The organism is Shewanella sp. BJSY2023SW001, from assembly GCF_047314685.1.
Taxonomy (GTDB): domain Bacteria; phylum Pseudomonadota; class Gammaproteobacteria; order Enterobacterales; family Shewanellaceae; genus Shewanella; species Shewanella indica.
Genome location: NZ_JBKORF010000052.1, coordinates 68,197 through 94,305, shown reverse-complemented (window position 1 = coordinate 94,305; position 26,109 = coordinate 68,197). Strand labels below are relative to the sequence as shown.

Annotated in this window: 23 protein-coding genes; 12 read left to right on the top strand and 11 right to left on the bottom strand. The window is 53.9% G+C overall.

What is annotated here, in order from left to right; translation table 11 throughout:
* Positions 1-381: 381 nt before the first annotated feature.
* On the bottom strand, positions 382-654 hold the full coding sequence (locus ACMHXH_RS12265; RefSeq protein ID WP_071476313.1) for a DUF4242 domain-containing protein: 273 nt from the start codon (positions 652-654) through the stop codon (positions 382-384).
* A gap of 237 nt (positions 655-891) precedes the next feature.
* Between ACMHXH_RS12265 and ACMHXH_RS12260 the strand changes: the two genes are divergently transcribed.
* The 3 genes from ACMHXH_RS12260 to mog all read left to right on the top strand — a co-directional run bounded on the left by ACMHXH_RS12260 (position 892) and on the right by mog (position 2,870).
* A complete protein-coding gene (locus tag ACMHXH_RS12260; RefSeq protein ID WP_052248131.1) occupies positions 892-1,407 on the top strand; it encodes an NlpC/P60 family protein in 516 nt (171 codons plus the stop codon).
* Positions 1,408-1,423: 16 nt separating this feature from the next.
* Positions 1,424-2,263 (top strand): hypothetical protein, encoded by an 840-nt coding sequence (locus ACMHXH_RS12255; RefSeq protein WP_052248132.1) that lies wholly within the window; start codon positions 1,424-1,426, stop codon positions 2,261-2,263.
* Between the two features lie 73 nt (positions 2,264-2,336).
* The gene (gene mog, locus ACMHXH_RS12250) at positions 2,337-2,870 is read left to right on the top strand and encodes a molybdopterin adenylyltransferase (protein ID WP_039034577.1); all 534 of its coding nucleotides are present in this window, start codon (positions 2,337-2,339) and stop codon (positions 2,868-2,870) included.
* A 124-nt stretch (positions 2,871-2,994) separates the two neighbouring features.
* Here the strand turns inward: mog and ACMHXH_RS12245 are convergent, their stop codons facing one another.
* The 3 genes from ACMHXH_RS12245 to ACMHXH_RS12235 are packed head-to-tail and all read right to left on the bottom strand — an operon-like array spanning position 2,995 to position 6,301.
* Entirely contained in the window at positions 2,995-4,131 is a 1,137-nt protein-coding gene (locus tag ACMHXH_RS12245; RefSeq protein WP_372584299.1) for an ABC transporter permease, read from the bottom strand.
* The gene (locus ACMHXH_RS12240) at positions 4,128-4,862 is read right to left on the bottom strand and encodes an ATP-binding cassette domain-containing protein (protein WP_025888473.1); all 735 of its coding nucleotides are present in this window, start codon (positions 4,860-4,862) and stop codon (positions 4,128-4,130) included. Before ACMHXH_RS12240 ends, ACMHXH_RS12245 begins: the two co-directional genes overlap by 4 nt.
* On the bottom strand, positions 4,859-6,301 hold the full coding sequence (locus tag ACMHXH_RS12235) for an alpha/beta hydrolase (protein WP_226685134.1): 1,443 nt from the start codon (positions 6,299-6,301) through the stop codon (positions 4,859-4,861). Before ACMHXH_RS12235 ends, ACMHXH_RS12240 begins: the two co-directional genes overlap by 4 nt.
* Before the next feature lie 131 nt (positions 6,302-6,432).
* Here ACMHXH_RS12235 and ACMHXH_RS12230 point away from each other — a divergent pair, with 131 nt between their 5' ends.
* The 6 genes from ACMHXH_RS12230 (at position 6,433) to ACMHXH_RS12205 (ending at position 11,584) form a co-directional block, all read left to right on the top strand.
* Entirely contained in the window at positions 6,433-6,816 is a 384-nt protein-coding gene (locus ACMHXH_RS12230) for a GntR family transcriptional regulator (protein ID WP_039034579.1), read from the top strand.
* Between the two features lie 12 nt (positions 6,817-6,828).
* Entirely contained in the window at positions 6,829-7,680 is an 852-nt protein-coding gene (locus ACMHXH_RS12225) for an ABC transporter ATP-binding protein (RefSeq protein ID WP_039034580.1), read from the top strand.
* A complete protein-coding gene (locus tag ACMHXH_RS12220) occupies positions 7,677-8,909 on the top strand; it encodes a hypothetical protein (RefSeq protein ID WP_039034581.1) in 1,233 nt (410 codons plus the stop codon). Before ACMHXH_RS12225 ends, ACMHXH_RS12220 begins: the two co-directional genes overlap by 4 nt.
* 137 nt (positions 8,910-9,046) lie before the next feature.
* Positions 9,047-10,840 (top strand): AMP-dependent synthetase/ligase, encoded by a 1,794-nt coding sequence (locus ACMHXH_RS12215; RefSeq protein WP_039034582.1) that lies wholly within the window; start codon positions 9,047-9,049, stop codon positions 10,838-10,840.
* A gap of 126 nt (positions 10,841-10,966) precedes the next feature.
* A complete protein-coding gene (locus tag ACMHXH_RS12210) occupies positions 10,967-11,158 on the top strand; it encodes a hypothetical protein (RefSeq protein WP_162206944.1) in 192 nt (63 codons plus the stop codon).
* Positions 11,159-11,185: 27 nt separating this feature from the next.
* Complete coding sequence (locus ACMHXH_RS12205; protein WP_039034584.1) at positions 11,186-11,584, top strand: acyl-CoA thioesterase; 399 nt, start codon at positions 11,186-11,188, stop codon at positions 11,582-11,584.
* 37 nt (positions 11,585-11,621) lie between these two features.
* Here ACMHXH_RS12205 and ACMHXH_RS12200 read toward each other — a convergent pair whose 3' ends face one another.
* A complete protein-coding gene (locus ACMHXH_RS12200; protein ID WP_243888569.1) occupies positions 11,622-12,449 on the bottom strand; it encodes an AraC family transcriptional regulator in 828 nt (275 codons plus the stop codon).
* A gap of 86 nt (positions 12,450-12,535) precedes the next feature.
* Between ACMHXH_RS12200 and ACMHXH_RS12195 the strand changes: the two genes are divergently transcribed.
* Entirely contained in the window at positions 12,536-13,234 is a 699-nt protein-coding gene (locus tag ACMHXH_RS12195) for a glutamine amidotransferase-related protein (RefSeq protein ID WP_335911645.1), read from the top strand.
* Between the two features lie 109 nt (positions 13,235-13,343).
* Here ACMHXH_RS12195 and ACMHXH_RS12190 read toward each other — a convergent pair whose 3' ends face one another.
* From ACMHXH_RS12190 to ACMHXH_RS12165, 6 genes are all read right to left on the bottom strand, one after another.
* A complete protein-coding gene (locus ACMHXH_RS12190; protein WP_335911646.1) occupies positions 13,344-16,838 on the bottom strand; it encodes a hypothetical protein in 3,495 nt (1,164 codons plus the stop codon).
* Between the two features lie 124 nt (positions 16,839-16,962).
* Positions 16,963-17,865, bottom strand: a complete 903-nt coding sequence (pbpG, locus tag ACMHXH_RS12185; protein ID WP_082014298.1) for a D-alanyl-D-alanine endopeptidase — start codon at positions 17,863-17,865, stop codon at positions 16,963-16,965.
* Between the two features lie 74 nt (positions 17,866-17,939).
* Complete coding sequence (locus tag ACMHXH_RS12180; RefSeq protein ID WP_039034587.1) at positions 17,940-18,365, bottom strand: acyl-CoA thioesterase; 426 nt, start codon at positions 18,363-18,365, stop codon at positions 17,940-17,942.
* 173 nt (positions 18,366-18,538) lie between these two features.
* Positions 18,539-19,219, bottom strand: coding sequence for an acireductone synthase (gene mtnC, locus ACMHXH_RS12175; RefSeq protein ID WP_039034588.1), 681 nt, complete (start codon positions 19,217-19,219; stop codon positions 18,539-18,541).
* A gap of 239 nt (positions 19,220-19,458) precedes the next feature.
* Positions 19,459-22,590, bottom strand: a complete 3,132-nt coding sequence (locus tag ACMHXH_RS12170; protein ID WP_039034589.1) for an efflux RND transporter permease subunit — start codon at positions 22,588-22,590, stop codon at positions 19,459-19,461.
* Between the two features lie 13 nt (positions 22,591-22,603).
* A complete protein-coding gene (locus ACMHXH_RS12165) occupies positions 22,604-23,746 on the bottom strand; it encodes an efflux RND transporter periplasmic adaptor subunit (RefSeq protein WP_039034590.1) in 1,143 nt (380 codons plus the stop codon).
* A gap of 468 nt (positions 23,747-24,214) precedes the next feature.
* Between ACMHXH_RS12165 and ACMHXH_RS12160 the strand changes: the two genes are divergently transcribed.
* Together ACMHXH_RS12160 and ACMHXH_RS12155 are read left to right on the top strand one after the other, a co-directional pair.
* A complete protein-coding gene (locus ACMHXH_RS12160) occupies positions 24,215-25,162 on the top strand; it encodes a LysR family transcriptional regulator (protein WP_039034591.1) in 948 nt (315 codons plus the stop codon).
* Positions 25,163-25,301: 139 nt separating this feature from the next.
* The gene (locus ACMHXH_RS12155; RefSeq protein WP_039034592.1) at positions 25,302-26,039 is read left to right on the top strand and encodes a TorF family putative porin; all 738 of its coding nucleotides are present in this window, start codon (positions 25,302-25,304) and stop codon (positions 26,037-26,039) included.
* Positions 26,040-26,109: the final 70 nt, after the last annotated feature.

Here is a 26,109-nt window from a genome sequence, read left to right as displayed (position 1 = left end):
AAAGGGCGTACTTTCAGCGTCTATCAACTGACGGCGGGCTGTAGTCATAACCAACCTCGACTGAGCTTTGATGGGTATTTCAAAGCCTAGTCAAGCCTGGGCGAAACATCAAAAAGATATGGCTGTCCTGTCTTTCGGCATCTATCAACTGACGACGGGCTGTGGTCATAACCAACCTCGACTGAGCTTTGATGGGTATTTCAAAGCCTAGTCAAGCCTGGGCGAAACATCAAAAAGATATGGCTGTCCTGTCTTTTCTTGTCTTTTCTTTGAGCGTCCTGTCTTTTGAGCGTCCAAATTAATAAGCCAGCGGGGATTTCGGCTACGTTGGGGTGTCCTTGAGGATACAAGGGACTTTGGACAAGCAAAGTCCCTTTTGAGTTACTCCGCCGTCGTTGGGTCGATTGAACGTTTCACCTCATTGACGGCATTGATAGGAAAACCGCCCCTTTCCGCATGTTCACGCACCAGTGTCTCATTGGGGGCTATGTAAACGCAGTAGATCTTATCTGGGGTCACAAAGCTCTCTACCCACTGGACCTTCGGCCCCATATCTTCCAACACGGCACAGGACTTTTGTGAGATTTCACGAAACTCTGCCGTGGATAAACCTCCGGCTCCGGGTAAGTCTCTTTCAATGATGAATTTAGGCATAACAACCTCCTTACGGGATCTTGCTGAGTATAGTTCCTGAAGGGAAGCTCTTCCGCTTGGCTAGAGCTCTGGTCGCTGTGATTCTTTGGCATGCCGGTTTAAATGAAAACATCTTAGCTCAGTTGATATATCTGCTTTATTGGCCGAGGAAAACTCAATGTTAACCACAGATTTTGCAAATAGCGGCGGCTTATTGCACATTAGGGGTTCTTCAATGGCATCTGAGTTGGAAAGTGCATGCAGCTGTGGCAGATATTGGCGACATTCCTGTTGTTGGGCGCCCTGAGTGGCTGTTCCGGTCGTCCCGATCCTGTTTCCGCTCCGGCTACAGTGGCTAAGCCCCAAGTGGGCACAGAGTCCGAAGCCAAGCGATATGAGCAAGTGCCCCTGTCACAGCAGCGGCTGCTGACGATGCAGCGAGAATGGCATGGGGTTCCCTATCGTTTGGGAGGCATGAGCAAGCGAGGTGTCGACTGTTCGGGCTTTGTCAGCCTGACTTACCGGCGATTGAGCGACATCATGCTGCCGCGCACAGTGGAGGAACAGCGCAAGCTGGGGTTCGCGGTCAAGAAAAGCCAGCTCAAGGTGGGCGATCTTCTGTTCTTCAAGACTGGCTGGAGTAGCCGCCATGTGGGGATCTATATAGGCAACAATGAGTTTATGCACGCCTCTACCAGTCAGGGGGTGATGATCTCATCGTTAGATAACAGCTACTGGAAGCAAAAGTATTGGCAGGCCAGGCGCCTGCTCTAGTGTCGGGAGAAGGGAGATGGATAGCCTGTTACTCGCCAAAATAGCTACCGCCATCATAGCCGTGGTGGGCCTGTCGCTGGTGGCCGAGCGGGTCAGCCCCAGAGTGGCGGGTATTTTGTCCGGCTATCCGCTTGGTACGGCTATCGCACTGTTTTTTATCGGCATTGAATTGGGTGAACCCTTTGCTGCCGCCAGTGCTACCGCGGCCTTGTCCGGTTTTATCGCTTCGCTGCTGCTGATTTGTGGTTATGCCCTGGGTATTCGTCTCGGCGGTGGGCGGCCACTGCCGTTAGTGGCACTGCTGGGGTCAGGGCTGGGATTGCTGGCCTTTGGCCTCAGTGGCTATCTTCTGAGTCTGTTGAATCTTAATCTCCTCGGCGGAAGCCTGGCGCTGCTGCTGGCGATTGTGCTTGTGGGCTTGGTGCTTGCCAAAATACCGGACGCCACTGTGGCCAAGCCCGTTCGACTCAGCCCACTGGTATTGCTGCTTAGGGCTGCGGCAGCCGCCATAATAGTGCTGTTGGTCACGGCGGCGGCCAAACTGCTGACGCCGGCTCAGGCCGGTATTCTGGCCGCTTTCCCCATTACGCTTTATCCGTTTTTGTTGATCATTCATCTGGCCTATGGTGCGCCGCAGGCACAAACCATTATCAAGCATTATCCCAGAGGCCTGGGGTCGCTCATGTGTTATGTGATTGCGGTGAGCTGGCTCTATCCGCGGCTCGGCATTGTCTGGGGAACTGTGCTGGCGTTTGTGGTGGCAACCCTGTATTTGCTGGCGTTGAGCGCCTGGCACCGCTTGAGAACCAAGCCTCTTGAGACTCCCGACCCCGAGACGACAAAATGCTCCCGCTGATGGGGGCAGCAAAGCCTAATTGTGGTATGTTAGGCGCCACTGCAACACAAGTATTTTTGCCAAGGGGAACAGCATGGCCAAAGCCAAAATCGGGATAGTAACCGTTAGTGACCGTGCCAGCGCCGGAGTTTATGAAGACATTTCCGGTAAGGCGATCATAGAGACTCTCAATGCTTATCTCACCAGTGAGTGGGAAAGTGTTTATGAAGTGATCCCGGACGAGAGGACGGTGATTGAAGCCACCCTCAAGCGGATGGCCGATGAAGACGGCTGTTGTCTGGTGGTGACCACAGGGGGCACAGGGCCGGCCAAGCGCGATGTTACGCCCGAGGCGACCGAAGCCGTGTGCGATCGTATGATGCCTGGCTTTGGCGAGCTGATGCGCGCCGAGTCACTCAAGTTTGTTCCGACAGCGATTTTGTCACGGCAAACCGCCGGGTTGAGAGATGACACCCTGATAGTCAACTTACCGGGTAAGCCCAAGTCGATTCGTGAGTGCCTGGATGCGGTATTCCCGGCGATTCCTTACTGTATCGATTTGATGGAAGGCCCCTTCCTCGAATGTGATGAGACAGTGATCAAGCCGTTTCGTCCCAAGGCGAAATAAGCCAACCCGGTTTTTACCCGGCCGATACCCTTGGGTTTCGGGGGACGGGTTTCGGGGTTTCGGCAATCGAAAGGCAAGCCAATATTGAATCTCGGCTTGCCTTTTCTTTTGCGGCCTTGGGGGATCAGAGGCCGAACACCACCTTTTCGCTCTTGAGTGAGCGTTCCAGTCCCAGCACCAGGGCGGCGGCGATGGCCAACGTCAGCAAGCTGGATACCAACAGCTGCAGCAGCGGCAACTCCTTACCCTTGATAAAAGCCATCAGTGCCTGTTGCTGCCCCGAGACCGGCAACCACTGCAAGGTGTCCGGCGCTATGTCGTAGCTGGCGGTCATTGCCAGGGCCAAGGGCACGAACAGTACTATGGTCAGATAGGACTGGGCTTCCTTGAAGGTCTTGGCCAGGAAGGACACAAACAGTTGCATGCTGGCGGCCAGCAGGGCGACCGGCAAGCCTATCAACAGCATCAGGGCAATAAACTCGGCGCTGATACTGATGCTGAAGCCGAGCTCCTGCCAGGGCACCATGGGATAGGCAAACTTGGAGATCAGCAAAATCAGCATCAAGCCCAGCATGGCAAACACAGTCACCGCCAGCAGTTTGGAGATCACCAATTGCCTCGGAGTGACAGGGTGACTCAGTAGCAGCGCCAATGAGTTGCGTTCACGTTCGCCGGCACTGGTATCTATCGCCAGATTCATCCCGGAAATAAATACCGAGTAGATCATGGTGAAAATGGCGATCCCGAGGATCATTCCGCCCTTGGAGTCGGGCGTGGCCTGATCCTGCAGTTGCACCTTAATCGGCTGCATTATCCTGGGATCTATACCGCGGGCCAGTAGGCGCAGGCTGCCCATTTCGGAGGAATAACCCTGCAGCGCCCGCTCCAGACGGCGAATCGATTTCTGCAGCTTTTCATCCGAGTTGTCGGCTATCAGGATCACCTCGGCCCTTTCGCCTTTGGCCATCTGCGCCCGATATTGCTCGCTTATCTGCAGTATCAGAGCGCCTGCCTGCTCGCCGCTGTCCTGATTTATCCCCTTCTGGCCGAGATAGCGCACCAGATCCGGCGCCTGTTCGGCGTTGTCTATGCGAATTTGCAGATCATCCGGGCTGGAGAGCTGACCAATCAGCACCACAAACAGACCGCACATGATCAACGGCGTGCCTATGGCATAGTAGAGACCTGCCATTACAGAACGCTTGTCGCGGGCGGCATCCAGCAGTTCCTTGCGAACCAGTGTCAAGAGTCGACTCATCATGCGGCTATCCCCTCATCCGTGCCTATCAGTTGTATAAAGGCATCTTCCAATGACTCCTTACCGGTTTGACGGCATAGATCGGTCGGGCTGCCAACGGCCACTACGCGTCCCTGGGTCATGACTATCACCTTGTCACAGAGGGCGGCGACCTCCTGCATCACATGGCTGGAGAACAACACACAGTGGCCCTGGCGTTTGAGATCCAACAGCAGCTCCCGCAGAACCCGGGTGCTCATCACATCCAGCCCGCGGGTGGGTTCGTCGAGAATAATATTGGTAGGTTGATGCACTATGGCCTGAGCCAGCGCCGTCTTCATCCGCTGCCCCTGGGAAAAGCCCTTGCAGTGGCGATCGGCAATATCGTCCATCTTGAGTTTGCCGAGCACATCGGCAGTCGCCTGCTTGGCGGCCTTGCTCGGCATGCCGCTGAGTTCGGCGAAGAAACGAATATATTCCCTCGGACTCAGGCGTTCATAGAGGCCGAAGGGATCCGGAAACAACCCCAGTTGCTGCTTGGCCGCCAGCGGATTGCGACCGACATCTATGCCGTCGACTTCGGCTATGCCTTCGTCCGGTTTCAACAGGCCAAACACAGTGCGCAGGCAGGTAGTCTTGCCTGCGCCATTGGGGCCGAGCAGGCCGGTAATCATGCCATCTTCGGCGCTGAAACTCAGGCCATCCAGGGCTTGAACCTTGCCAATGCGCTTACTCAGATTGGTCACCTTGATCATTTTGTTCCTCCTGGAATGGCTTCCACTGTGCTGGCGTTGAGATAGAAACTGCGACGCACATCTTTGTTAAGACACTCGCCGTCCAACTTGTCCGGCGCCGTGCCCTTGACCAGCTCGGCGATCAGCTCATTGGCGCAGGACTGGGCGGCGACACCATGGGTGGCATAGGGGGAGATCAAGTGTCTGGCGTTGCTCAACTGGGCCATGGCCAGCTCGCCCCAGGATGGCGGCGTGGCGGGGTCCTTGGCTCCGGAAAGCAGCAGGGTGGGGATATCGCTGGTTATCGGCTCGGCAAAGGTGGCCGCCGCGGCAGGGACATTCCAGATAGGGCAGCTTCTGTCCAGGCTGCTGAGCATCTCTTTGCCTATGACGCTGGCCTCGGCCTGTTGACGCTCGGCGGCGGTCAATCTGGGCCAATCTTCACCGCAAACCACGGCGGCGTGCATGCCCATGGCGATACCTGTGCTATCGACACTGAGAGCCATCAGCCCCAGCAGGGGTTGGTATTCCTCCATTGCCGCCCGGTGGATGGCGTAGGGCAGCAAGGCTCTGACCGAGGGGCTGTAGAGCGCCATTCTCAGGCTGCCGAGCAGCTTGCTACGGGTCAGGGTCAGCATGGCGATATCGCCGGTTACCGGATGAGGCACCTTCTTCATCACCGCATGTTGCCCCAGGCGCTCGGCCAGTTGGTTCAGTTCCTGACGCAACTGTGGGTAGGTTTGAGCGCACAAAGCGTCCTGTTCACAATCGCTCAGCAGCAGATCCTGGGCCCGGCCAATGGCGGCGCCTATGGCCAGCACACTCTGCTGCATAGGCACGACGCCATCCAGGGTCACTGTCTCAAGGACCTCTGGATAGTGGCGCATATAGAGCTGGGCCATACGGCTGCCGTAGGAGATGCCATAAAGGTGCAGTTTCTGATAACCCAGATGCCGGCGAACCGCTTCGAAGTCGTGCAATGCCTGCTCGCTGCCGTATTGGCTGATATCGGCATCCAACTTGCTCAGGCAGTTACGGGTTTCCTGTTCGACATCCAGTGCTTCATCGTTATAGGCCAGGGTTTGTTCCAAATCCAACGCTGCACATTCAAGGGCGTTGGACTGGCCGGTGCCGCGCTGATCTATCAGCAATATGTCCCGGTTTTGACGCACTTTGCTTAAGATCAGGTTGAAGGTGGCGGCATTTTCGATGGCCGACTGTCCCGGCCCACCTGAAATGGCCAATACGGCTTCATCGGGGGCGGTATTCTTGATGGCCGGCAAGACGGCATAGTGGATTGCCAACTGGCGGCCATCGGGTTTTTGCGGATCCTCCGCGACTCGAATTGTGCCGCAACGCAGACGCTCAGATAGACCGTCGATATAACAGCCCGTGCTTTCGGAAGCTGTCTGTGCCTGACTCAGCGGCGTCCAACAGAGCCCCAGTGCCAACAACAGCATGCTGGTTACGGCAGGCCAGTATTGTTGGCCAAAGTTCCTTTGCTTCATGCTTGTGTCCCTTTTTGGCATTCCTGCCGGATTGTGTTAGTTTAACTACTGTATCAATGTATTAATACAGTGTTTCAAGGCTAATGTTAGAACTATTGAATGTCAACCCCAGCAGCGGCGACCCCATCTACCGCCAATTGAGCGAGCAGATTATTCATCTGATCGTCGGCGGTCAGCTGCCCGAGGAAACCGTATTGCCCTCGGTGCGGCAGATGGCTGAGCATCTGGCTGTAAACCCCATGACAGTTTCCAGGGCGGTGCAGCAGTTGGTGGAGCAGGGATGGCTGGAGCGGCGACGCGGCCAGGCAACCCGGGTAGCCCTGCGTCAGGCTCATCAGAGTCTATCGGCCGAGGCCATAATAACGCCGCAGCTTGAAGACTTGTTGGTGACGGCGCAACAGTTGGGGTTGTCGCAGCAGGGGCTGCAGCAGCTGGTAGTCAAATATTGGCCCCAAACCAAGGAATAACAGGGAAAAAGTATGGAACAGCCAGCCGGGTCATTATTGTGTTTCACTAAGGTCGACAAGAGCTTCGACGGCAAATCTGTGTTAACCGCGGTAGATCTGCAGTTGGAGCCAGGGATGGTGGTAGGGCTGCTTGGTGCCAATGGCGCCGGTAAATCGACCCTGATGCGTATTGCGCTTGGGATAATTCCCTGTGACAGTGGCCTGGTGACGACTCTGGGACAGGCGCCGCAGCAGCTGGATTCAGGCCATAAGCAGCGTTTGGGCTATGTGCCGCAGCAGCCCTTCGGCTATGAGGGGTTCAGTGTCGAGCGGGCGCTGGCCATGCACAGCAGTTTCTATCCTCAGTGGGACATGGAGTTGCAGCAACAATGGTTGCAGCGTTTCGGTCTGGATCTCAAAGCTCAGGTGCAACGGCTTTCAGGGGGACAACGTCAGTCTCTGGCGCTCATTATGGCAATGGCCTATCGACCTCAGTTGCTGGTGTTGGATGAGCCTGTGGCCAGTCTGGATCCCGTTGCCAGACGTCGTTTTATGGCTGATCTGTTCGAGCTGGCGTTGGAATCAGGTTCCGCCGTACTGTTTTCATCACATATCACTTCAGATCTGGAACGGGTCGCCAGTCATCTGGCGTTGCTGAAAGCAGGGGAATTACTGCTGTTTAAGGAGATAGATGCGCTCAGGGAGGAGGTGCGTTTGCTGAAGTTCGCTGCAGACAGTGACATCCAGTTGCCTGAATCCATGCGGCTGTTGGCGACAACCCGTGCCGGCTGTGTGGTGGATGGTTATCGGGGGCAGGCCTTGCCCGGCATGATAGATGCCCGCCGCCTGAATCTGGAGCAGCTGTTTATGGAGCTGCATCCATGAGGCTGGCTTTTTTCCCTGCCTTATGGCTTAAAGATATCGGCAGTGTCAGCTTCCTGATAACGGCCGGGCTGGGCTTGTTTTTGGCCCTGGTGATACAGTTGAGTGGGGATAGCGACAAGACCGGGATGTTCCAGGCAATGGCAATTCTTTCTGGATGTGCCGCCTTTGCCTGGCAATCCAATCGTCTGGCCGCCTGTGAATGGCTGGTATTGGTGCCGGGTTTTAAAAAGGCGCTACTGCTGCAGGCCACAGTGCTGGCGATACTGGTTCAGCTTATTTGTTTGGCGATTTCACCTGCGAATTTGGCTATTCAAGGTGTTGCCTGGAGTCTGGGGCTGGCGTTTGTACTGGCATGTTTGCGCTATCCCAAGTGTTTTTACTGGTCGGTACTGCTGTTCTTGGTCTTGCCAATCAGCGAGTCCATTGCCCGTCTTTTACCCGCCTGGAGCTGGTGGTTGGCAACGACAGTGTTATTGGTCATGCTCGCCAGACAGTTACGCTTGCTTTGCTGGCACCCACAGGCGCGTAGCATCTATCTCAATGGGCTGGAGGCGGGTTGGGTTTTAGGCCCAAGGCTGGGGATATGGCCGCCGCTGCTGAGGTTGGAAGCCTGGCTGCATCCGGTCAATTTTTTCATCGGCCCCACCTTGAGCTGGTTGCTGATCCTGCTGCCGGGCAGCAGTCTGCTGTTGATACTTGTTAATTTAGGTTGGCATAAACAATTGCCGGTGATTTATATCGCCGGCCAGTTAGCCATGCTCATCTGCTCCCTGGTGCACTGGAGTCGGCTGCAACGCTGGCGAGGGGCTGAGTTATTGCTGTTGCTGCCCGGGCATACTGGACTTGCTGGGTTGACGGCCGCATTTGCCCGCGGTCAAACCCGATTGCTGGCGTTGTTGGGGCTGATGTTAACCTTGATCCTGATGTTGGATTGGTTCGTCGGCGAAACCCAAGGCTTAGCTGGAGTGCACCAATTGCTGGCGGCTCTCTGGGGCTCGGCGCTGCTCCTGGCGCTGGGAAGTATCAGCCACCAGAAAGGCTATCTGGCTGGCGTCATGCTGCTGTTTATTGTCAATTCTACTTGGAGTTCCGGCCTGGCACGGGGGTTACAACAAGGTTCGGGCAGCGTTGTTTGGCTGAGCCTTGACCTGATTATGCTGGTATTGGCGCTAGTAGTGTTTCATCGTTGTAGCCGTAGATTATGGCGTACAGGAGTCGTTGAACCTTGATACCACAACTGGTCTGATCTCTATGGGGGAAGCGTGATACTGTACGAAACTAGAGCAAAAGCTCTTATGTTTACTTGAGCCTTGGGGTAGAATCGCAAAAAGCGGAACAGCTGTAAGCTAAAAAGGTAAACCGAGTTATGTCTCTAGAGCAGTACAGAATCACCCATCTCTTGCGTCAGCAGCTTGAAGCGCGTGCAGAGGATATCGCCCTGGAAGGCTTCGAAATAGCTGCGCCTTGGGATAAGGTCAGCTGGAACGAATTTGACCGCATCAGTGCGGCTATTGCCGGAATCCTGATTGCCAATGGCTTTGAGGTTCAGGATCGCGCCGTGATCCTGTCCCATAACTGCCCGCAGTGGACTTGCGCCGATGTCGGCGTCGTTCGTGCCCGTGGCGTTGTGGTGCCGGTTTACCCTACCTCCACCCTGAAGCAAGCTGCCTATATCATCAATGATGCCGGCGCAAAAGTTTTATTTGTGGCCAATAAGGCGCAGTATCGACTGGCTTGTCAGTTAGAAGCAATGTGTCCGACATTGGAACTTGTGGTGGTGTTTGACAAACATGTTACTTTGGAAAAACTGCATCATCATCATCTGGATGTATTACTGAACCAAGTTGTATCCGAAGAAGCACGCACTGAGTTGGCTGTCCGTGAACAGAATGCCACTCTGGATGACCTGCTGACTCTGATCTACACCTCAGGCACCACCGGCGATCCCAAGGGGGTGATGCTGGATCAACGTAACTTTGCTTCGGCTATGCGCCAACATTTCCAATTGATCCCCTTTGAAGCGGATCAGGTTTCCTTGGTATTCCTGCCTCTGAGCCATGTTTATGAGCGCGGTTGGACCTTCTATGTACTCAGTCGTGGTGGCAGAAATGTCTACCTGGCTGACACTCATAGGGTAAAGGAAGCCATTGCCGCCGTGCGTCCTCACACCTTGTGTGTGGTGCCCAGATTCCTGGAGAAGGTTTACAGCGCAGTACAGGATAAAGTGACCCGGGCCGGGAATGGCAATCGCAAGTTATTTGCTTGGGCTCTGGCTGTGGGCGAACGCCAGTTTGAAGTGATGCAGGGCCGGGCTCAACCCAGTAAAAAATTGTCATTGCAGTGGTATTTGGCTGACAAGTTGGTTTATCGCCGGCTCAGAGCGGCTCTTGGCGGTCGTCTGCGGTTGATGCCCTGTGGTGGTGCCGCCTTGGATGCTAAAGTGAGTGCATTCTTTGCTGCCATTAACCTGCCGGTGCTTTGTGGTTACGGTATGACAGAAACCACGGCAACCGTCACCTGTAATACATTGGACAATAGGGTGACAGGTTCCAATGGTCGCTGTATGCCCGAAGTGGAAATTCGTCTCGGGGCCGAGAATGAGATTTTGGTTCGCGGCGATACCGTGATGCGCGGTTATTTTAACCGTCCCGAAGACACCGCCGAAGCCTTCGAGGATGGTTGGCTCAAGACCGGGGATGCCGGTTACCTGGATGAACAGGGTAATCTGTTTATCACCGACAGGATCAAAGAGCTGATGAAGACCTCCAATGGCAAGTATATTGCGCCACAGCGGGTCGAAGGCAAAGTAGGTTGCTGCCCCTTCATCGAACAGGTGGCGGTAGTCGCCGATGCCCGTAACTATGTGACGGCACTAATCGTTCCTGCCTTTGAAGCTCTGGAGGTTTGGGCCAGACAGAAGGGGATCCGTTATGAGTCGCCGCTGGAGTTGATACGTCACAGCCATGTGGTGGAGCATTTTGAAGAACGGCTCAAACACCTGCAACAGGAACTGGCGGGTTTTGAGCAGATTAAAAAGTTTACCCTGTTGCCTGAGGCCTTCTCTATGGAGGCGGGTTTAATCACCCCGACCCTCAAGCTCAGACGTAAGATGATCTATCACAAGTATTCCCGTGAAATTAACGCCATGTATGGCGGTTAAGTCCGAAGAAGGCTGCCTGGGCAGCCTTTTTAATATCCTGATTCCTTCAGGTTCAATCTTGGCTGTTGTAGTATTGGCGCCCAAGATTGACCTTGTTGCCAAGGCCATTTCTCAAGGAAGCAGTATATGGAAGGACTATTCCAACAGGGCTGGCTCACAGGCTTGTTTCTCCTGATGTTCTCATCATTTTCACTCGCCTCTGAACTGGCTTACGCCCCCCGTGGACACCTCAAGTGGATGACGGCGACCGGCAAGATGGTTGAGCCAGGTGCCATGAATGGTAAGCTGAAGGCCGGCAAAGACAAGTGCGAGTTTTAATCAACAATAATAACAATAGGATACCCTATGGAAGCGTTAAGCCTGGATATTCAACCCAGATTCAATGAAACCGATGGCCTGGGCCATATCAATAACACTGTGCTGCCCGTGTGGTTTGAAGCTGCCAGAGAGCCTGTGTTCGAAATCTTCAACCCAGGTCTGGATCTGGCTAACTGGAACCTGATTGTGGCCGGATTCACCATCGCCTTTAAGGCGCCCACCTATTACGGTAAGACAGTCAGAGTATTGACCTCGGTCAGCCGCATAGGCAACAGCTCGTTCGAAGTATTGCAACAGAGTTGGCAGGGAGAGCTGCTGACCGCCGAAGCCAAGACCACCCTGGTGCACTACGACTACAGCTGTGAGCAGAGTCGACCTATTCCGGATGAGATCCGTCAGCGTCTGCAGTCTTTGCTGCGGGAGTGAGTCGGCGTTTTCCAAGTACAGATTAAGCCAGCGTCTTCTACGTTGGCCTATTCTGGCTACGGTATTGGTGAGGTGTCTGATCAAAGAGACCTTTGAAGGCACAGATAAAGGCAGAATCGGACTGATAGCCCGCCTGAAATGCCACCTGTTGCACTGTTTCACCTTGTTCCAACTGCGTCAGCGAACTCAACAAACGTAGGTGCTGGCGCCAGAGTGGATAGCTGCAACCCAGTTCCCGGGCAAACAGCCGGGAAAGAGTGCGCTCGGATGCGCCCACCCGCTCGGCCCATTGCGCCAGAGTCATTTCCAATGCCGGCCTGGCAACTTGTTCATCAAAAATCCGCAGCAGACGTTTGTCTTTTGGCAGCAGTAACCCCAAACGATAGGGCGCCGCCTGGATCACCTCATCCTTGAGAACCGCCAATAACCTCAACCTTGCGTCTGAGGCTTGCGGGCTGGGTGCTTGTGTCATATGTAGCAGCAATTCCCTTAGAAAGGGAGATACTGCCAAGGGTTTGGCCTGAGTGGGAAAGCCCTGGCTATATGCGGGATCCAGGTAGAGACCGATGAACTGGGTATCCACCAGGACTCTGGACTCATGCTCCTGGGTTGCCGGAATAAACAGGGCGCCGTTATGGGGCAGTATAAAGCGGGTATCCCTGACCTGAGTCTGTAACAGGCCGCTTGCCGGAAACACCAACTGATGCCAGTTGTGGCTGTGCCAGCTATCGACATGCCCTCTGGGCATCCACAGCACTTTGCTGAGCACCCGGGCGTCGGGATAAGCCGCTATCAGCCCGTTGGCATCGAACCGTGCTTCTGAAGCTAGGGTATCTGTTGGGGAAATAGCTTGGCGGTTTGGCAATGTTATCTGTCTTTATGTCGATATCTATCGGTCTGCTGTCAAGGCTAACATGACGGCCAACTGAACAACAAACGCGGGAGCGACAGGTGAAGGTACATTTTATTCAACATGAGTCTTTCGAAGGGCCGGGGGTTTTGGCGAACTGGTGTCGCGCGCGCGGCTATGAAGCCAGCTATACCCGCCTCTGGCTTGGTGAATCCTTGCCGCAGAGCCTCCAAGGCGTAGGTTTATTGGTTGTGCTCGGAGGCCCACAGTCACCGGCAACCGGCATTGCCGAGTGCCACTATTTTGATGCCCGGGCGGAACAGGCCTTGATAGCCAGAGCCATTGCCGGGCAGGTGGCTGTGTTGGGTATCTGTTTGGGAGCACAGCTGATTGGCGAGGCGCTCGGTGCTTCTTTCGAACCCAGCCCAGAGGTTGAGATAGGCTTCTTTCCCGTGACCTTAACCGCGGCCGGCAGGGTGCATCCAGGCCTGGAAAGCTTCGGCGACAGTGTCACTCTGGGGCATTGGCACCATGATATGCCTGGGCTGACGGCCGATAGCAAGGTGTTGGCATTCAGTGAGGTATGTCCGAGGCAGATAGTGGAATATGGTGCCAGAGTGTACGGCTTTCAGTGCCATCTGGAATTTGACGCCGAGGCGATAGAGGCGCTTATCAGTCACAGTGCCGCCGAGTTTGGTCAGCCCCATCCTTGGGTGCAGTCACCTGATGTGCTGCGCCAGGCCGAGACTCAGGAGATGAATGTCTTGTTGTGGCAATTTCTGGACTGGCTGGTGCGCTGAAGCGGGCAGCATAGACAGCCTAAAAGGCGTGCCCATGCTGCTAGGCGTCTATGTGGTCCATAGCCTATGTAGCCCGCCAAACCCCTTGCCTTACCCAAATCGGCGGCGGTTAGGCAAGCTCTGCCATGGCATCTCTGACCCGACGGGAGGCATCGTTGGCCAGCGCCGAGAGCAACTCGGCCGCGTCGGGGTAGTCGCCTTCCAGGCAATCGATCAGCTCGATTTTCTCATTGACAGTCAACTGAGTAATAAGGGGCGTCAGAGTGCCGTTTCTCAGTTGAGCGACAACCCAGTCACAGGGAGCTTCATATTCCCCCTTGCCGAGGCAAAAACGCAGCAGTCTCATCGGCTCAAGCCGCAGCGGCTCCAAGGTTTGCAGCAGCCAGCTCAGCGCCGCTTCCTGCAGCTCATTGCTGTCCTGGTATCTCCTGTCTATGTATCGCGTTGCAGGCCAGTCGCCGCGGCGCACCTTGTCGGCCATAAAGGCCCGCAATAGCTGCTTATCGAACAGTTCAAATCCCAATTGGTAGCCAAGCAGGAGCTGCAGCAGTCGCTGCCGGGTTGGGGTGGGGAGCAGCCACAGGCACTGCTTGAGGTCATAACGCTCGAAGGATGAGTAGATACTCAGCTCATCAAGGGCGAACAGGCGTTGCAGGCAGGTTTGCATGGCTGCCAGCGGCAGTTCACCACTCAGGTATGCTTGCAGTCGAGCATTGACCAAGGCGACCCTGGCATCGACCGAGTATAGGCCCTTGAATGCAGCCAAGATCTCCTCGGCACTGACACTCTCGTCAAACAGCAGCACCTCGCCCGCAACACCTTGGGGCATGCCCTCCGGCGGTATTGCTTGGGTCAGCAATAATGCCTGCAACTCTTCACCCTGACGCCGAAGCAGGCTGACGTTGAGCCAGTCATATCTGTCATCTTGGGCCTGCTCGCAAACCACAAGTTGCGGCGCGGCAACCACAGGCTGCTTTATGCCCCGCTCCAGCAACTGGCAGCGGCCATCAAAGTCTTGAGCCAGTACCCGCTGCCAACTCTTGAGGTTGTCGCGAATAAAATACTCGAGGCAGAGTGACCACTCCCGCTGCAGCTCGGGGTGTTGGATAAAGCCTTGCCCTGGGAATTGTAGCTCGAGCAGTTCGAAGGCATTGAGCTTCTCTCTATCCGGCAGTCGTCTCAGTGCCTGCAGCAGTGGATCTGCCTGGCTCGATGAGGCCTGGGCCAATGGGCTCAGCTGCGCTAGCGCGCGCAGGGTGTTATCGCCATCGCCGCTGCTCAGCGACAGTTGGAAGTCAAACACTGTCAGTAAGGCTTCACTGACGCCGAGTGATTGCATGCTGCTGACAAAGCCCAGGCGCTCGGTATCAGAGTCAAACTCAGGGTCGAAATTATCGTCACTGTAAGGCATGGCGGCATAATGCAAGAGCTTGAGTGGCGCTAGTTCCAGCAGCCATTGCCATAGGCGCCGGGCCAGTATGAGAGCCGGTGCTTGCGGCTCATTTGGCTGAGCCGAGGAGTGAGTGAAAGCCTGCTGCGAGGCCAGCAGGAAATAGCACAGCATGGCACCGCGGCGAAAACCGTCTTGTTTGTCGAACAATAGGTATTTGGGCTGGAAGTCACTGATGGGTTCCAGGGTCAATTGGCGGCCAACATCATCACGCCCTCTTCGATAGAGCTGGTCTTGTGCCAGTTGCAGCGCCTCAAGCTCACAAAGAGAGGGCTCGGGCCGACAGATAAACGCCCTGAGCGGCTTAGCATCGTCTGCGGCCTGCTTGAGCACTTGCCCGGCAAGCAGTTCCCAAGGGCTATTAGCGTTTAATATCTCGCTCAGCGCCCGGCTGGTGGCGTCATGGCACCCGGCCAGACAGTCCTGTTGCCAAAGGAAGGCCAGCAACACATAGTGGCCGAGCTCCATTTGGCTCAGTGGCCAGTTATCCGGGTTGGCAAGCTGGCGGTGTTGCCGGAACAAGGCCAGGGTCTTGTTCAACAAGGGGCGGTTGTAGAGCTGGCGCTTGTCGTTCCATTGATCCAGCAGTTTAGCCAGTTGCGCTTCGAGCAGCGTCTGCTCACTGGTGTCACTGAGGTTGCCGTAGCGCTGCAGATATTGGACATCATCGAGCAGTCCTTCATCGTCGACCAGGTTTTCGCGGATCTCTTCCAGTTCGGGTTTGCCAAGCCAAGCGAACCAGATATCCAGCAGGCGTAAATACTGCTGTTGCCTTTGCGGTAGACTCTTTGATGGCAAGATATCGGCAAAGGCTTCGACATCTTCTTGATCACCATAGAGCAGTTCATAACGGCTATCGCTGAGAATACTGCTCAGCTCTTCGGCAATATGTCGATTGGATTCTGCCGTAACGCAGTAGTCGACTATATAGTGATAGAGCCCCAGGGCTTTGGCCTTACAGGCGGGAATTAATGCTATTGGTTGCTGAGCCGCCAGCGCCTGGGGTTGGCTGCCATCATGCAGATATTGCCACAATGCCGCGCCTTGGGGTTGCGCCAGTACCAATGGCTTTAACAGACGCAGCAGCCTGCCCGGCCGCTGATCGTCCTCATCCTGATAGCTGCCTTCTTGTTCATCTGCGTCGGTTTCAACACTCTCGGTTATGCCGCATCTGTAACAGGCCAGCGCGCCACTGGCCTGGCTCTCTATGGCGGCGCGCAGGTCGCTTATCTCCTCTTCGAGGCTGGCGCGGATAAACTGGCTTTCAAGCAGGGTATCCAGCCCCTCGTTCTGTTCAACTTCAAACCAGGCAAACTCAATCGGGTACATGCTGACAAAGAAATGCAGCACGGCATCGACTCTGCCGAGTGGGCGGTCTTCGGCGGCGAGCAGTTTCGGGCTATTGAGTAAACGCTCGCTCAACAGCTGTTTGAACAGAGGATATTGCTGTGAATTTTGCTTGAGGAAGTCGGCCAGAGGCTGATGACTCTGAATGCCGGTTTCGCCACTGTAGAAGAAGCCCTGGCGCAGATGGTCACTGTCGCACCAGACAAAGGCCCGCAGCATATCCGGGCTCCAGCCATTGAGCTCGAGCAGCCGTGCCATATATTGCTCATAGCCATTGCTGTAGACATTGTCCCAGGCGGGGATCAGGAAGCGTGCCAATAGCCAGGCCAGTTCGGGTGTGCGCCGGGCCAGCAGAAACAGGGCCTCGACCCCGAAAATGCGGCTGTCGTCCAGCCACATGCGCTGCAGATCATTGTGCCTGCGGGCGAAGTCTATCATGGCCTCGGCGGTGGCCAGCAGTTCGGGGGTCAGGTGCGGGTGTTGCATGGCAATGGCGAACAGCAAAGGTTCAGAGAGGTAAAGATCACACTCGTCACTGATGAGTGGCGGCAGCATGAATACTTCGCCATCCGGGCCCAGGCTCAGGGCTTCCTGCAGCAGGCTGCGCAGTCCTGAATCTTGCAGATCATCGATCTGCAGGCGGCGGTTGCCGCTGTCTGTCACGGCGGCAAATTCGATATCGAACATGCCCTGGCGCAGAATAGTGCTTTGCTGCAATTGATGTCGGTATTGAGTCAGGGCTTGAGCTATAGAGAGGGGATCTTGGGGATCCAGCGGGATAAGAGTGTGCTTTTTAAATGACTGCATCTTCCTGACTCAGTAACTGCTAAGGCCAAAGGCCTTTAAAAGGTGGCGGGATGATAACAAATACCGACATGGGGGCGACCGCGCAAAAGTAAAAATCTGCGCGGGTCACCGGCGGTTTTGAATATTAACGGGCAGAGAGCAATGATTGACGCTCTGTTTGCTTTTGTTGTTTATAGTCCAGAGCTTCTTGGGGAACCTGACTGATTTTGCCGGTTTCCAGCCACTTCTTTAAGCGGTTGGCATCGGCCAGATGGCTCAGCTTGCCGAAGGCGTCCAGCACCACAAAGGCGACTTCCCGCTTGGCCATTTGGGTCAGCATTACCAGACAGCGGCCGGCGTCATCGGTATAACCTGTCTTGGAAAGCGAAATTTGCCAGTTTGGTTTATTCACCAGCCGATTAGTGTTGTAAAACGCCAGGTTATATCTGGGTTTACGAAACGTGACACTGCGATTGGGGGCCGAGCTCAGTTCGCCTATCAAGGGATACTTTTTAGTCTCTTGCAGCAGTTTGACCAAGTCCCTGGCACTGGAGACATTTTGTTCCGACAGCCCCGTTGGTTCAACAAAGTGACTGTCTGTCATCCCCAACTCTTCCGCCTTGGCATTCATCGCCTGGATAAAGGCCGGATAGCCGCCGGGATAGTGATGCGCCAGGGTCGCGGCAGCTCGATTTTCCGAAGACATCAATGCCAGCGCCAGTGCTTCTTTGCGTTTTAGCTCACTGCCGATACGGATACGAGATACCACATTTTGCATGACTTGGGTTTGGCTGACATCCACGGCAATCCGCTCGTTGAGCGGTAACTTGGCATCCAGCGTCACCAGCGCCGTCATTAATTTGGTGATGGAGGCGATGGGTTGTACCTGCTGCGGGTTGTCCTCATAGAGGATTTCACCGGTTTTCATGTCCACCAAGATAGCGCTGGCCGAGGCCAGTTGCTGTTCAGGAGAAGAAGTGGCTCCGGGTGCAGATTTGACCTGGAAGCACATAAAGCAAGTCATGAAGAGCAGCAGAAAGAGTCTCATTGAGGGGCTTTTCTCTTATTATTGTGTTTATTAATAGGAAAAAAGTGTAATAGAGACTCGCTCGAACACCAACTTTATTCTTGGTATTCCTTGAGAACTGCCAGCAATTCCTGCGGTAATTTGGCCTTGGTGCCTTTCTTGAAATCGTACATGACGGCGACAGAGCTACCTGTAGTGGTAATGGCTCGCTGTGCCTTACTGTACGCCTCGTAATGCATGGTAAACCTGTCTTCACCTATATCGCTGATTTTGACCCCTATCAGCAGGGTATCCGGGTAGGTAACCGGGCGCTTGTACCTGGCCTGGTTTTCGCTTATTACCGGCCCCATTCCCTGTTTGTACATCTCACCCAAGGGAAAATGGCGGTTGAAGAAGTCGATTCTGGCGCTCTCAAAGTAGCGGAAATAGACCACATTGTTGACGTGTTGCAGGGCATCCATTTCGCCCCAGGCCACCGGGATTTGTGAGTGTTGTGGGTAACGCTGAGTAAAATCTTCCATATTTAAACGACCGTTTTATTTTGGTTGGCTCAGGATAACAACAGCGCCTCTCTGTCTCAAGAGGGGAACAACATTCCGTACAGGTGTTGATTTTCCGGGATAAGGAATAGGTGTTGTAAACAATAAGGGAAGCCATTGGCTCCCCTTGATTCATCACTTAACTTAGGCGGTTATCAGTCAATTTTTAGCTCGGCGAAGCTCTTTACCTGCCGGAAATCACCTGTGCGTTGCCCGGCTTCACGTACCATCTGACAGGTGATCAGCCCGGCAGCGGCAGCGGCCTTGAGTTCGTCCAACATGTCCGAGACAAACAGTATCTGCTTCGGGCTCAGACTTATGGTGTTAATAATGTTGCAGTAGGCTTGCTTGTCGAGTTTGCCGCCGGTGCGGGTATCAAAATGACCGTTGAACAGTTCGGTCAGATCGCCGCCATCACTGTGGCTGAATAGTAGCTTCTGGGCTTCCACTGAGCCGGAAGAGAAGCTGTATACTCTGAGTCCCTGAGCCTTGTATTCCTTGATGGCTTCAATGAAGTCAGGATAGATGTGACCGGTGAACTCGTTCTTGGCATAGCCCTGTTTCCAGATCAGACCCTGCAGTGTCTTCAACGGAGTGGCTTTGCGATCTTCGGCAACCCATTGTTGGAGTATTTCTATTACTCGCGGCAGATCGGCATCAGGTTCCAATGCCATCTCTTTGGTGTCGCTGATACAGTTTTCTACCAGAATATTATCTTGATAACGTTCTAAAAACTCCGGCAATGCCTCGGCCGAATAGGGGAAAAGCACATCCTGAATAAAGTTAAGATCTGTCGTAGTGCCGGCGGTGTCGACGACTATGGCTCTGATACCCATAAGGTGAATTACTCCAAAAAGTGCTGTTTTCTGTGCAGATCCTAAGCTTTATTGGCGCGCTTGACCAGCTTCTTTAACCCTTTGTTGCCCACCAATTTTACATTTTGGGCGGAATGACAAGTCCTAAGGCCGGATGCGAACCTAACAGGTGTTAAGTCTTTGAAGCTCCATATAGAAGTGGTTTGCAACAGGCAACAAAAAGCCCGGCATATCAGCCGGGCTTTGAGGCGACAGGCGAATTATTTGGCCTGTTTTCGCAGTTTGCGCTCTTCACGCTCACGCTTACTGAACATGCGCTCTACCACCACGAAGAAGAGTGGGATAAAGAAGATACCCAGGAAGGTTGAGCTGATCATACCACCCAGTACCCCGGTACCTATGGCATTCTGACTGCCTGAACCCACACCTGTACTGACGGCCAGAGGTACAACCCCGAGACCGAATGCCAGCGAGGTCATCAGAATTGGCCGCAAACGTACCCGCACTGCGTGCAGGGTGGCATCGACAAGTTTGGAGCCCTGCTCATAGTATTCTTTGGCGAACTCCACGATCAGAATGGCGTTCTTGGTCGCCAGACCCACAGTGGTCAACAGACCCACCTGGAAGAACACGTCGTTTGGCAGGCCACGGCCATTCATGGCGATTAGGGCACCGATAATACCCAGAGGCACCACCAGAATTACCGCGAAAGGCACGGACCAGCTTTCATACAGAGCCGCCAATACCAGGAATACCACCAGGATAGACAGCGCGTAGAGTGCAGGCGCCTGGTTGCCTGACAGACGTTCCTCGTAGGAGAGGCCGTTCCATTCGATACCAAAGCCTGGTGGCAGCTGGTTAACCATGTCTTCCATGATGTTCATCGCTTCACCGGTACTGAAGCCCGGAACCGTTGCCCCCTGGATGTTCATTGCCGGTAGACCGTTGAAGCGTTCCAGACGCGGTGAACCATACTCCCAGCTGCCGGTGGCAAAGGCTGAGAAGGGCACCATGTCTCCCTGGGTGTTACGCACATACCAGGAGTCCAGATCTTCAGGTTGCATCCGGTATTTGGCATCGGCCTGAACATAAACCTTCTTCACCCTACCACGGTCTATGAAGTCGTTGACATAGGAGCCACCCCAAGCGGCAGAAAGCACGTTGTTGACATCACCTATGTTGACACTCAGTGCCCGCAGCTTGGCATGATCTATATGCAGCTGATACATGGGCGCATCTTCCTGACCATTGGGGCGTACACCCACCAGGTTGGGATTTTGAGCCGCCATGCCCAGCAGTTGGTTACGGGCCTGAACCAGTTTTTCGTGTCCTTGACCATTCTTGTCCTGCAGGAAGAGGTCAAAACCGTTGGCCGTACCCAGCTCAATTACTGCAGGTGGTACGAAGGCAAACACGAAGGCTTCTTTCATCTGGCTGAACACCGCCATGGCGCGGCCGGCAACCGCCTGAACATCACTGCCTGGAGCCGTACGTTCAGACCAGTCTTTCAGCCCGACGAAGGCGATACCCATGTTCTGCCCCTGACCGGCGAAACTGAAGCCCGCCACACTCAGAACCGATTTGACGTTTTCGTCTGCCAGGAATTGATCCGAGACCTTTTCCAGTACCTTCATGGTACTTTCTTGAGTGGCGTTGGTTGGCAGTATGGTCTGGGTAAACAGCATGCCCTGATCTTCGTCCGGCAAGAAGGCGGTTGGCATGCGGATAAAGATCCAGCCTACGGCCACAACCAGTGCCAGATAGACGGCGCTCATACGTACTGAACGTTTGATGATGCTAGCAACAGTACTTTCGTACTTGCCAGTCATGCGATCGAAGTTACGGTTAAACCAGCCGAAGAAGCCGGTTTCGGCATGGGTATGCCCCTTCTTCAGTGGCTTAAGCATAGTGGCACAAAGTGCCGGAGTCAGAATGATGGCCACCAATACCGACAAGGCCATCGCCGATACGATAGTGATGGAGAACTGACGGTAAATAACCCCGGTAGAGCCGGACATGAAGGCCATAGGTACAAACACTGCTGACAGTGTCAGACCGATACCTACCAGTGCACCGGTGATCTGGCCCATGGATTTCTTGGTTGCTTCCTTGGGGCTGAGCCCCTCTTCGGACATCACCCGCTCAACGTTTTCCACCACCACGATGGCATCATCCACCAAGAGGCCGATGGCCAGTACCATGGCGAACATGGTCAGGGTGTTAATCGAAAATCCGGTGAATGACAGGATGGCGAAGGTACCCAGCAATACTACCGGTACCGCAATCGTTGGGATCAAGGTGGCACGGAAGTTTTGCAGGAACAGATACATGATGACGAACACCAGTACCACGGCTTCCAGCAGAGTATGAACCACACCTTCGATGGAGTTCTTTACGAAGGGTGTCGTGTCATAGGGATACACCACCTGCATGCTGGCCGGGAAGAAGGGACGCATCTCTTCTACCTTGGCGCGCACGGCTTCGGCGGTATCCAGTGCGTTGGCACCAGTGGCCAGCTTGATCGCCAGACCTGTGGCAGGGCGTCCATTGTAGAGTGATTCGATGGAATAACTCTCAGAGCCCAGTTCAACCTTGGCGACATCACTCAGATAGACATTGGCACCCGAGGGGTTCGACTTGAGGATAATGTTGCGGAATTCCTCAGGCGTTTGCAGACGGCTCTGAGCCGAGATAGTCGCATTCAACTCCTGGCCTTGGACCGCAGGGGCACCACCCAACTGACCGGCAGAAACCTGAGCATTCTGTTCTTTAATCGCAGCGATTACATCCAGAGTGGTTAGGTTGTAGTTAGTCAGCTTCAGTGGGTCGACCCAGATACGCATTGAGTACTGGGCGCCGAACAGGGTGGTTTCACCTACACCGGGTACACGACTCATGGGATCCTGAACGTTGGAACCCACGTAGTCGGCGAGGTCGGCCTTGGTCATGGAGCCGTCATCTGAAATAAAGGCGACTACCATCAGGAAGCCGGAGCTGGATTTGTTAACCCTTACACCTTGAGCCGTTACTTCTTGAGGCAGCAAAGCCATGGCGGCCTGCAGCTTGTTCTGTACCTGAACCTGGGCGATGTCGGGATCCGCCTCGGCGTTAAAGGTCAGAGTGATTTCGGCGTTACCGAAGCTGTCACTGGTGGACTTGATATAGCGCAGATGGTCGAGACCTGTCATACGCTGTTCAATCACCTGGGTCACAGAATCTTCAACAGTTTTGGCCGACGCACCTGGATAGTTGGCAGCGACCACAATGGTTGGTGGCGCAATATCCGGGTACTGGGAAACCGGCAGGGCCTTAATGGCCAGGACACCCGCCAGCATGATAATAATCGCGATCACCCATGCGAAGATGGGGCGATCGATAAAGAAACGTGCCATAACTTCCGCCCTGTTATTGCTGGTTTGCTGTCATGGGTTTAGCCGTCACAGGCATGCCGGGACGGATTTTTTGCAGCCCTTCGACAATCAGTTTGTCACCTGGCTTGAGTCCTTCTGTTACCCGCCACTGGTGATTGATGACATCGGCAGTCTTGATCACCCGAGCTTCTACCTTGTTTTCGCCATTCACCAACATGGCTACAGCCTCACCCTTGGGACTACGGGTAATGGCTTTTTGCGGTACCAGAATCGCTTGAGGATCGACACCTGTGTTGAGGATGGCGCGCACATACATACCAGGCAGCAGCGTATGTTCCGGGTTAGGGAACTCGGCTCTCAGCGTCACAGAACCTGTGCTCTGATCGACACTGACTTCGGCAAATTGTAAGCGACCCTTGTGATCATAAGTAGAGCCATCTTCCAGTAGCAGAGTCACTTCGGCATCATCGGAAGCCTGCAGTTTACCGGCCTTCAACATGCTCTTGAGACGCAGCATCTGGGTACTGGACTGCACTATATCCACATTAATGGGATCCAGTTGTTGGATGGTCGCCAGTGGCTGAGGCTGGTTGGCGGTCACCAGAGCACCGGCCGTGACGCTGGATTTACCGATACGACCTGAGATAGGCGCCTGTACTTCGGTATAGTTGACGTTAATGGTCGCGGTATTGATGGCCGCCTTGGCCACTTCCACCGCTGCCAGTGCTTCTTTATAGGAAGCATCTGCCTTATCGTACTCTTCTTTACTTATGTATTTGGTTTTGACCAGTTCCTGATAACGGGCCTGAGTTGCCTTGGCCGATGCCAGAGACGCTTCGGCGCGGGCCAGATCCGCCTTGGCGCTCTGTAGAGATGCCTTATAGGTGGAAGGGTCAATTTGATACAGTGACTCACCCTGTTTCACATCGCCGCCTTCGGTAAAGCTGCGTTTCAGAATGATGCCGTTGACCTGAGGCCGAACTTCGGCTTCAAGGAAAGCTATGCTGCGCCCAGGCAGTTGCACTTGCAGTGCCTGCGGAGCCGACTTGACTTCCAGGACACTGACTTCCATAGCGGGGGCCGCCTGATTGCTTGTGGCTTTTTCAGCTTCCGACCCACAGGCCGTCACCCATAACGCCATACTTACAACTGAGGCAACTTTTAATACATGCCGCATGATAACTCCTAATCAGTATCTGCTTGCCGGGAAGGGAAAATGTCTCGTACGACAGGCTTCCTGGCGCAGTTCGCCAGCAAAATTTTCGAACCCATATTTATCGCACAAGCATCCTGTATCAACAAGCTACAGGATAAGCGAAAAGTGTAAATGAATGAAAATTTTTTAATCAATAAACGACACTATTGCCATTTATTTACATTTAGTTGTGAGATTTATGAATTCAACAACTTATGTATCCAAATCTCGTTTTTGCCTGTATGGGAGATATTCTGTTTTGTCTTGGAGGCAAAGACAGCTTTCCCAACTGCTGCAAGCGTTTTATGGTTGGGTGACCCAAGGCTAAACTGCAGAAATTTCTCTGCACCATGCTGGATCCTCCACCGCGAGGCGAGTATTCTACTACTGTCACGATAATTTGATTAGTCATATAGAAATAAACCCACTGTCCCACAGGTGCAACAATAAATGGATCTAAACAGGGTACAAATATTTGCTCAAGTTGTTGAACAAGGCAGCTTTACCGGCGCGGCCAAGGCGTTGGGGCTAACCAAGACTACCGTCAGTCGCAAAGTCGCAGAGTTGGAAAAGGCGACCGGTGTTCAGCTACTGTTCAGAACCACCAGGGCATTGAGGTTAACCGAGGCCGGCGCTGAGTATTACAACAAGATCACCAAGATTTTGGTGGATCTGGAAAATGCCGAGGCGCAGCTCAGTGCCAATCAACAGCGGGTCAAGGGCAATCTGAGAGTAGTCTGCCCGATTGAGATGGGGCAGTTATTCCTCGGCCCGGTATTTGCTCGTTTTCTTGAAGCATACCCGGATATTACCATAGAAGCTGAGCTGACTAATCGCAAGGTGGATATGGTTGAAGAAGGGATAGACATACTGTTTCATCTGTGCGGCATCGAAGACTCACGTCTGCAGCATTATCAACTGGTGAAGACCAGCACCACCTTGATGGCAAGCCCTGATTACCTTAAGCGTCATGGTACTCCTCAGTCCCCGGATGATCTTTGGCACCACAAGGGCATAGAGCAGGGCGGGATCCAGCTTATCAATGACGGTTGCTGGAAGATTTTTGATGGTAATGAATGGCAGGTGATCACCCCTGAGGTGCAGCTTAAGGTCAATAATATCACTTTAGCCCGGGAAGCGGCCATTGCCGGCTTGGGGATCACTTGTCTGCCGCCGATGATTGCCGATGAGGCCTTGCAAAAGGGAGAGTTGGTGGCTGTGCTGGAAGACTTTCCCATGGAACACAACACCTTGTTGCTGTCTTATCCAAAACGGGCCTACTTGCCTCGTAAATACATAATTTTTATAGATTTTATCTATCAGGCCTTGTTCGGTTACTGGGGTAACATGTTGCTGGAGATCCCCGAGTATGTGAAGCGTCCAGAAGGCTTCGAGTAAGTCGCCATGACTGCGGCTCCGTCGCAGTCATTCATAATTGTTCACATTTATTCCTTCACGGTTCATTAACCTAGATAACCCTGTTCATAACTTCTTCTTACTATCCGGGCTAACAATAATCATGCTCTGGTGGATAAAGATGAACCCAACTCATAAGCTGTTTTTATCAAGTTTGCTGCTGTGCAGCAGTTCAATGGTGCTGGCAGACGAAGCTCCCCGTTTCGCCGGTGGCAGTTTTGCCGGCAATCTGACCTTTGCCTCTGACTATGTGTTCCGTGGCGAATCGGAAACCCTGGATGGCGATGTGCCTGTCGTCCAGGGCACATTCAGCTGGAACCATGATGCCGGTTGGTACGCCGGGGTATTTGCTTCCAACATCAAGTTTGCCGACCCCAATCTTGAGATAGTCACTGCGCCTTTCATCGGCAAGAGTGGTGAGTTGGGTGATTCAGGTTTCACCTATGATGTCATGTTGTTCTCTTATCTCTATCCAGGCGCGTCCTACTCCAACTACACAGAGCTGTGGCTGAAACTCGGCAAGTCTTTCGGTCGGGCCCATCTGCAACTGGAAGTGACGCCGACTGTGGATGATTGGTTTGGTGTCGATGGTTGGCACGGGGTCAACTATGCGCTGCACCCAAGTTATAGTTTTGAGAACGGTATCAAGGTTTCCGGTTCTGTCGGTTATCAAGACCTGAGCGGCAATGGTGCCGAAGGATGGGGACATTGGAATCTGGGGGTCAGTAAGGAGTTCTATGGTTTCAACCTGGATCTGCGCTACCACGGCAGTACGGTTGAATCAGATCACAAGGTTTATGGTACCCAGACTGAGATCTTCGATGACAGGTTAGTGATAGGTATCAGCAAAGCGTTTTAAGAACTGCTTCCCTGCAGTCTTTGTGAGTACGCCATTTGGCGTGCTCTTTTTTTAGGTAAGGTGCGAACAA

Excerpts from the sequence above, each read along its gene's own strand:
- ACMHXH_RS12265 (WP_071476313.1), bottom strand. The coding sequence starts at position 654 with ATGCCTAAATTCATCATTGAAAGAGACTTACCCGGAGCCGGAGGTTTA.
- ACMHXH_RS12260 (WP_052248131.1), top strand. The coding sequence starts at position 892 with ATGCAGCTGTGGCAGATATTGGCGACATTCCTGTTGTTGGGCGCCCTG.
- ACMHXH_RS12255 (WP_052248132.1), top strand. The coding sequence starts at position 1,424 with ATGGATAGCCTGTTACTCGCCAAAATAGCTACCGCCATCATAGCCGTG.
- mog (WP_039034577.1), top strand. The coding sequence starts at position 2,337 with ATGGCCAAAGCCAAAATCGGGATAGTAACCGTTAGTGACCGTGCCAGC.
- ACMHXH_RS12245 (WP_372584299.1), bottom strand. The coding sequence starts at position 4,131 with ATGATGAGTCGACTCTTGACACTGGTTCGCAAGGAACTGCTGGATGCC.
- ACMHXH_RS12240 (WP_025888473.1), bottom strand. The coding sequence starts at position 4,862 with ATGATCAAGGTGACCAATCTGAGTAAGCGCATTGGCAAGGTTCAAGCC.
- ACMHXH_RS12235 (WP_226685134.1), bottom strand. The coding sequence starts at position 6,301 with ATGCTGTTGTTGGCACTGGGGCTCTGTTGGACGCCGCTGAGTCAGGCA.
- ACMHXH_RS12230 (WP_039034579.1), top strand. The coding sequence starts at position 6,433 with ATGTTAGAACTATTGAATGTCAACCCCAGCAGCGGCGACCCCATCTAC.
- ACMHXH_RS12225 (WP_039034580.1), top strand. The coding sequence starts at position 6,829 with ATGGAACAGCCAGCCGGGTCATTATTGTGTTTCACTAAGGTCGACAAG.
- ACMHXH_RS12220 (WP_039034581.1), top strand. The coding sequence starts at position 7,677 with ATGAGGCTGGCTTTTTTCCCTGCCTTATGGCTTAAAGATATCGGCAGT.
- ACMHXH_RS12215 (WP_039034582.1), top strand. The coding sequence starts at position 9,047 with ATGTCTCTAGAGCAGTACAGAATCACCCATCTCTTGCGTCAGCAGCTT.
- ACMHXH_RS12210 (WP_162206944.1), top strand. The coding sequence starts at position 10,967 with ATGGAAGGACTATTCCAACAGGGCTGGCTCACAGGCTTGTTTCTCCTG.
- ACMHXH_RS12205 (WP_039034584.1), top strand. The coding sequence starts at position 11,186 with ATGGAAGCGTTAAGCCTGGATATTCAACCCAGATTCAATGAAACCGAT.
- ACMHXH_RS12190 (WP_335911646.1), bottom strand. The coding sequence starts at position 16,838 with ATGCAGTCATTTAAAAAGCACACTCTTATCCCGCTGGATCCCCAAGAT.
- pbpG (WP_082014298.1), bottom strand. The coding sequence starts at position 17,865 with ATGAGACTCTTTCTGCTGCTCTTCATGACTTGCTTTATGTGCTTCCAG.
- ACMHXH_RS12180 (WP_039034587.1), bottom strand. The coding sequence starts at position 18,365 with ATGGAAGATTTTACTCAGCGTTACCCACAACACTCACAAATCCCGGTG.
- mtnC (WP_039034588.1), bottom strand. The coding sequence starts at position 19,219 with ATGGGTATCAGAGCCATAGTCGTCGACACCGCCGGCACTACGACAGAT.
- ACMHXH_RS12170 (WP_039034589.1), bottom strand. The coding sequence starts at position 22,590 with ATGGCACGTTTCTTTATCGATCGCCCCATCTTCGCATGGGTGATCGCG.
- ACMHXH_RS12165 (WP_039034590.1), bottom strand. The coding sequence starts at position 23,746 with ATGCGGCATGTATTAAAAGTTGCCTCAGTTGTAAGTATGGCGTTATGG.
- ACMHXH_RS12160 (WP_039034591.1), top strand. The coding sequence starts at position 24,215 with ATGGATCTAAACAGGGTACAAATATTTGCTCAAGTTGTTGAACAAGGC.
- ACMHXH_RS12155 (WP_039034592.1), top strand. The coding sequence starts at position 25,302 with ATGAACCCAACTCATAAGCTGTTTTTATCAAGTTTGCTGCTGTGCAGC.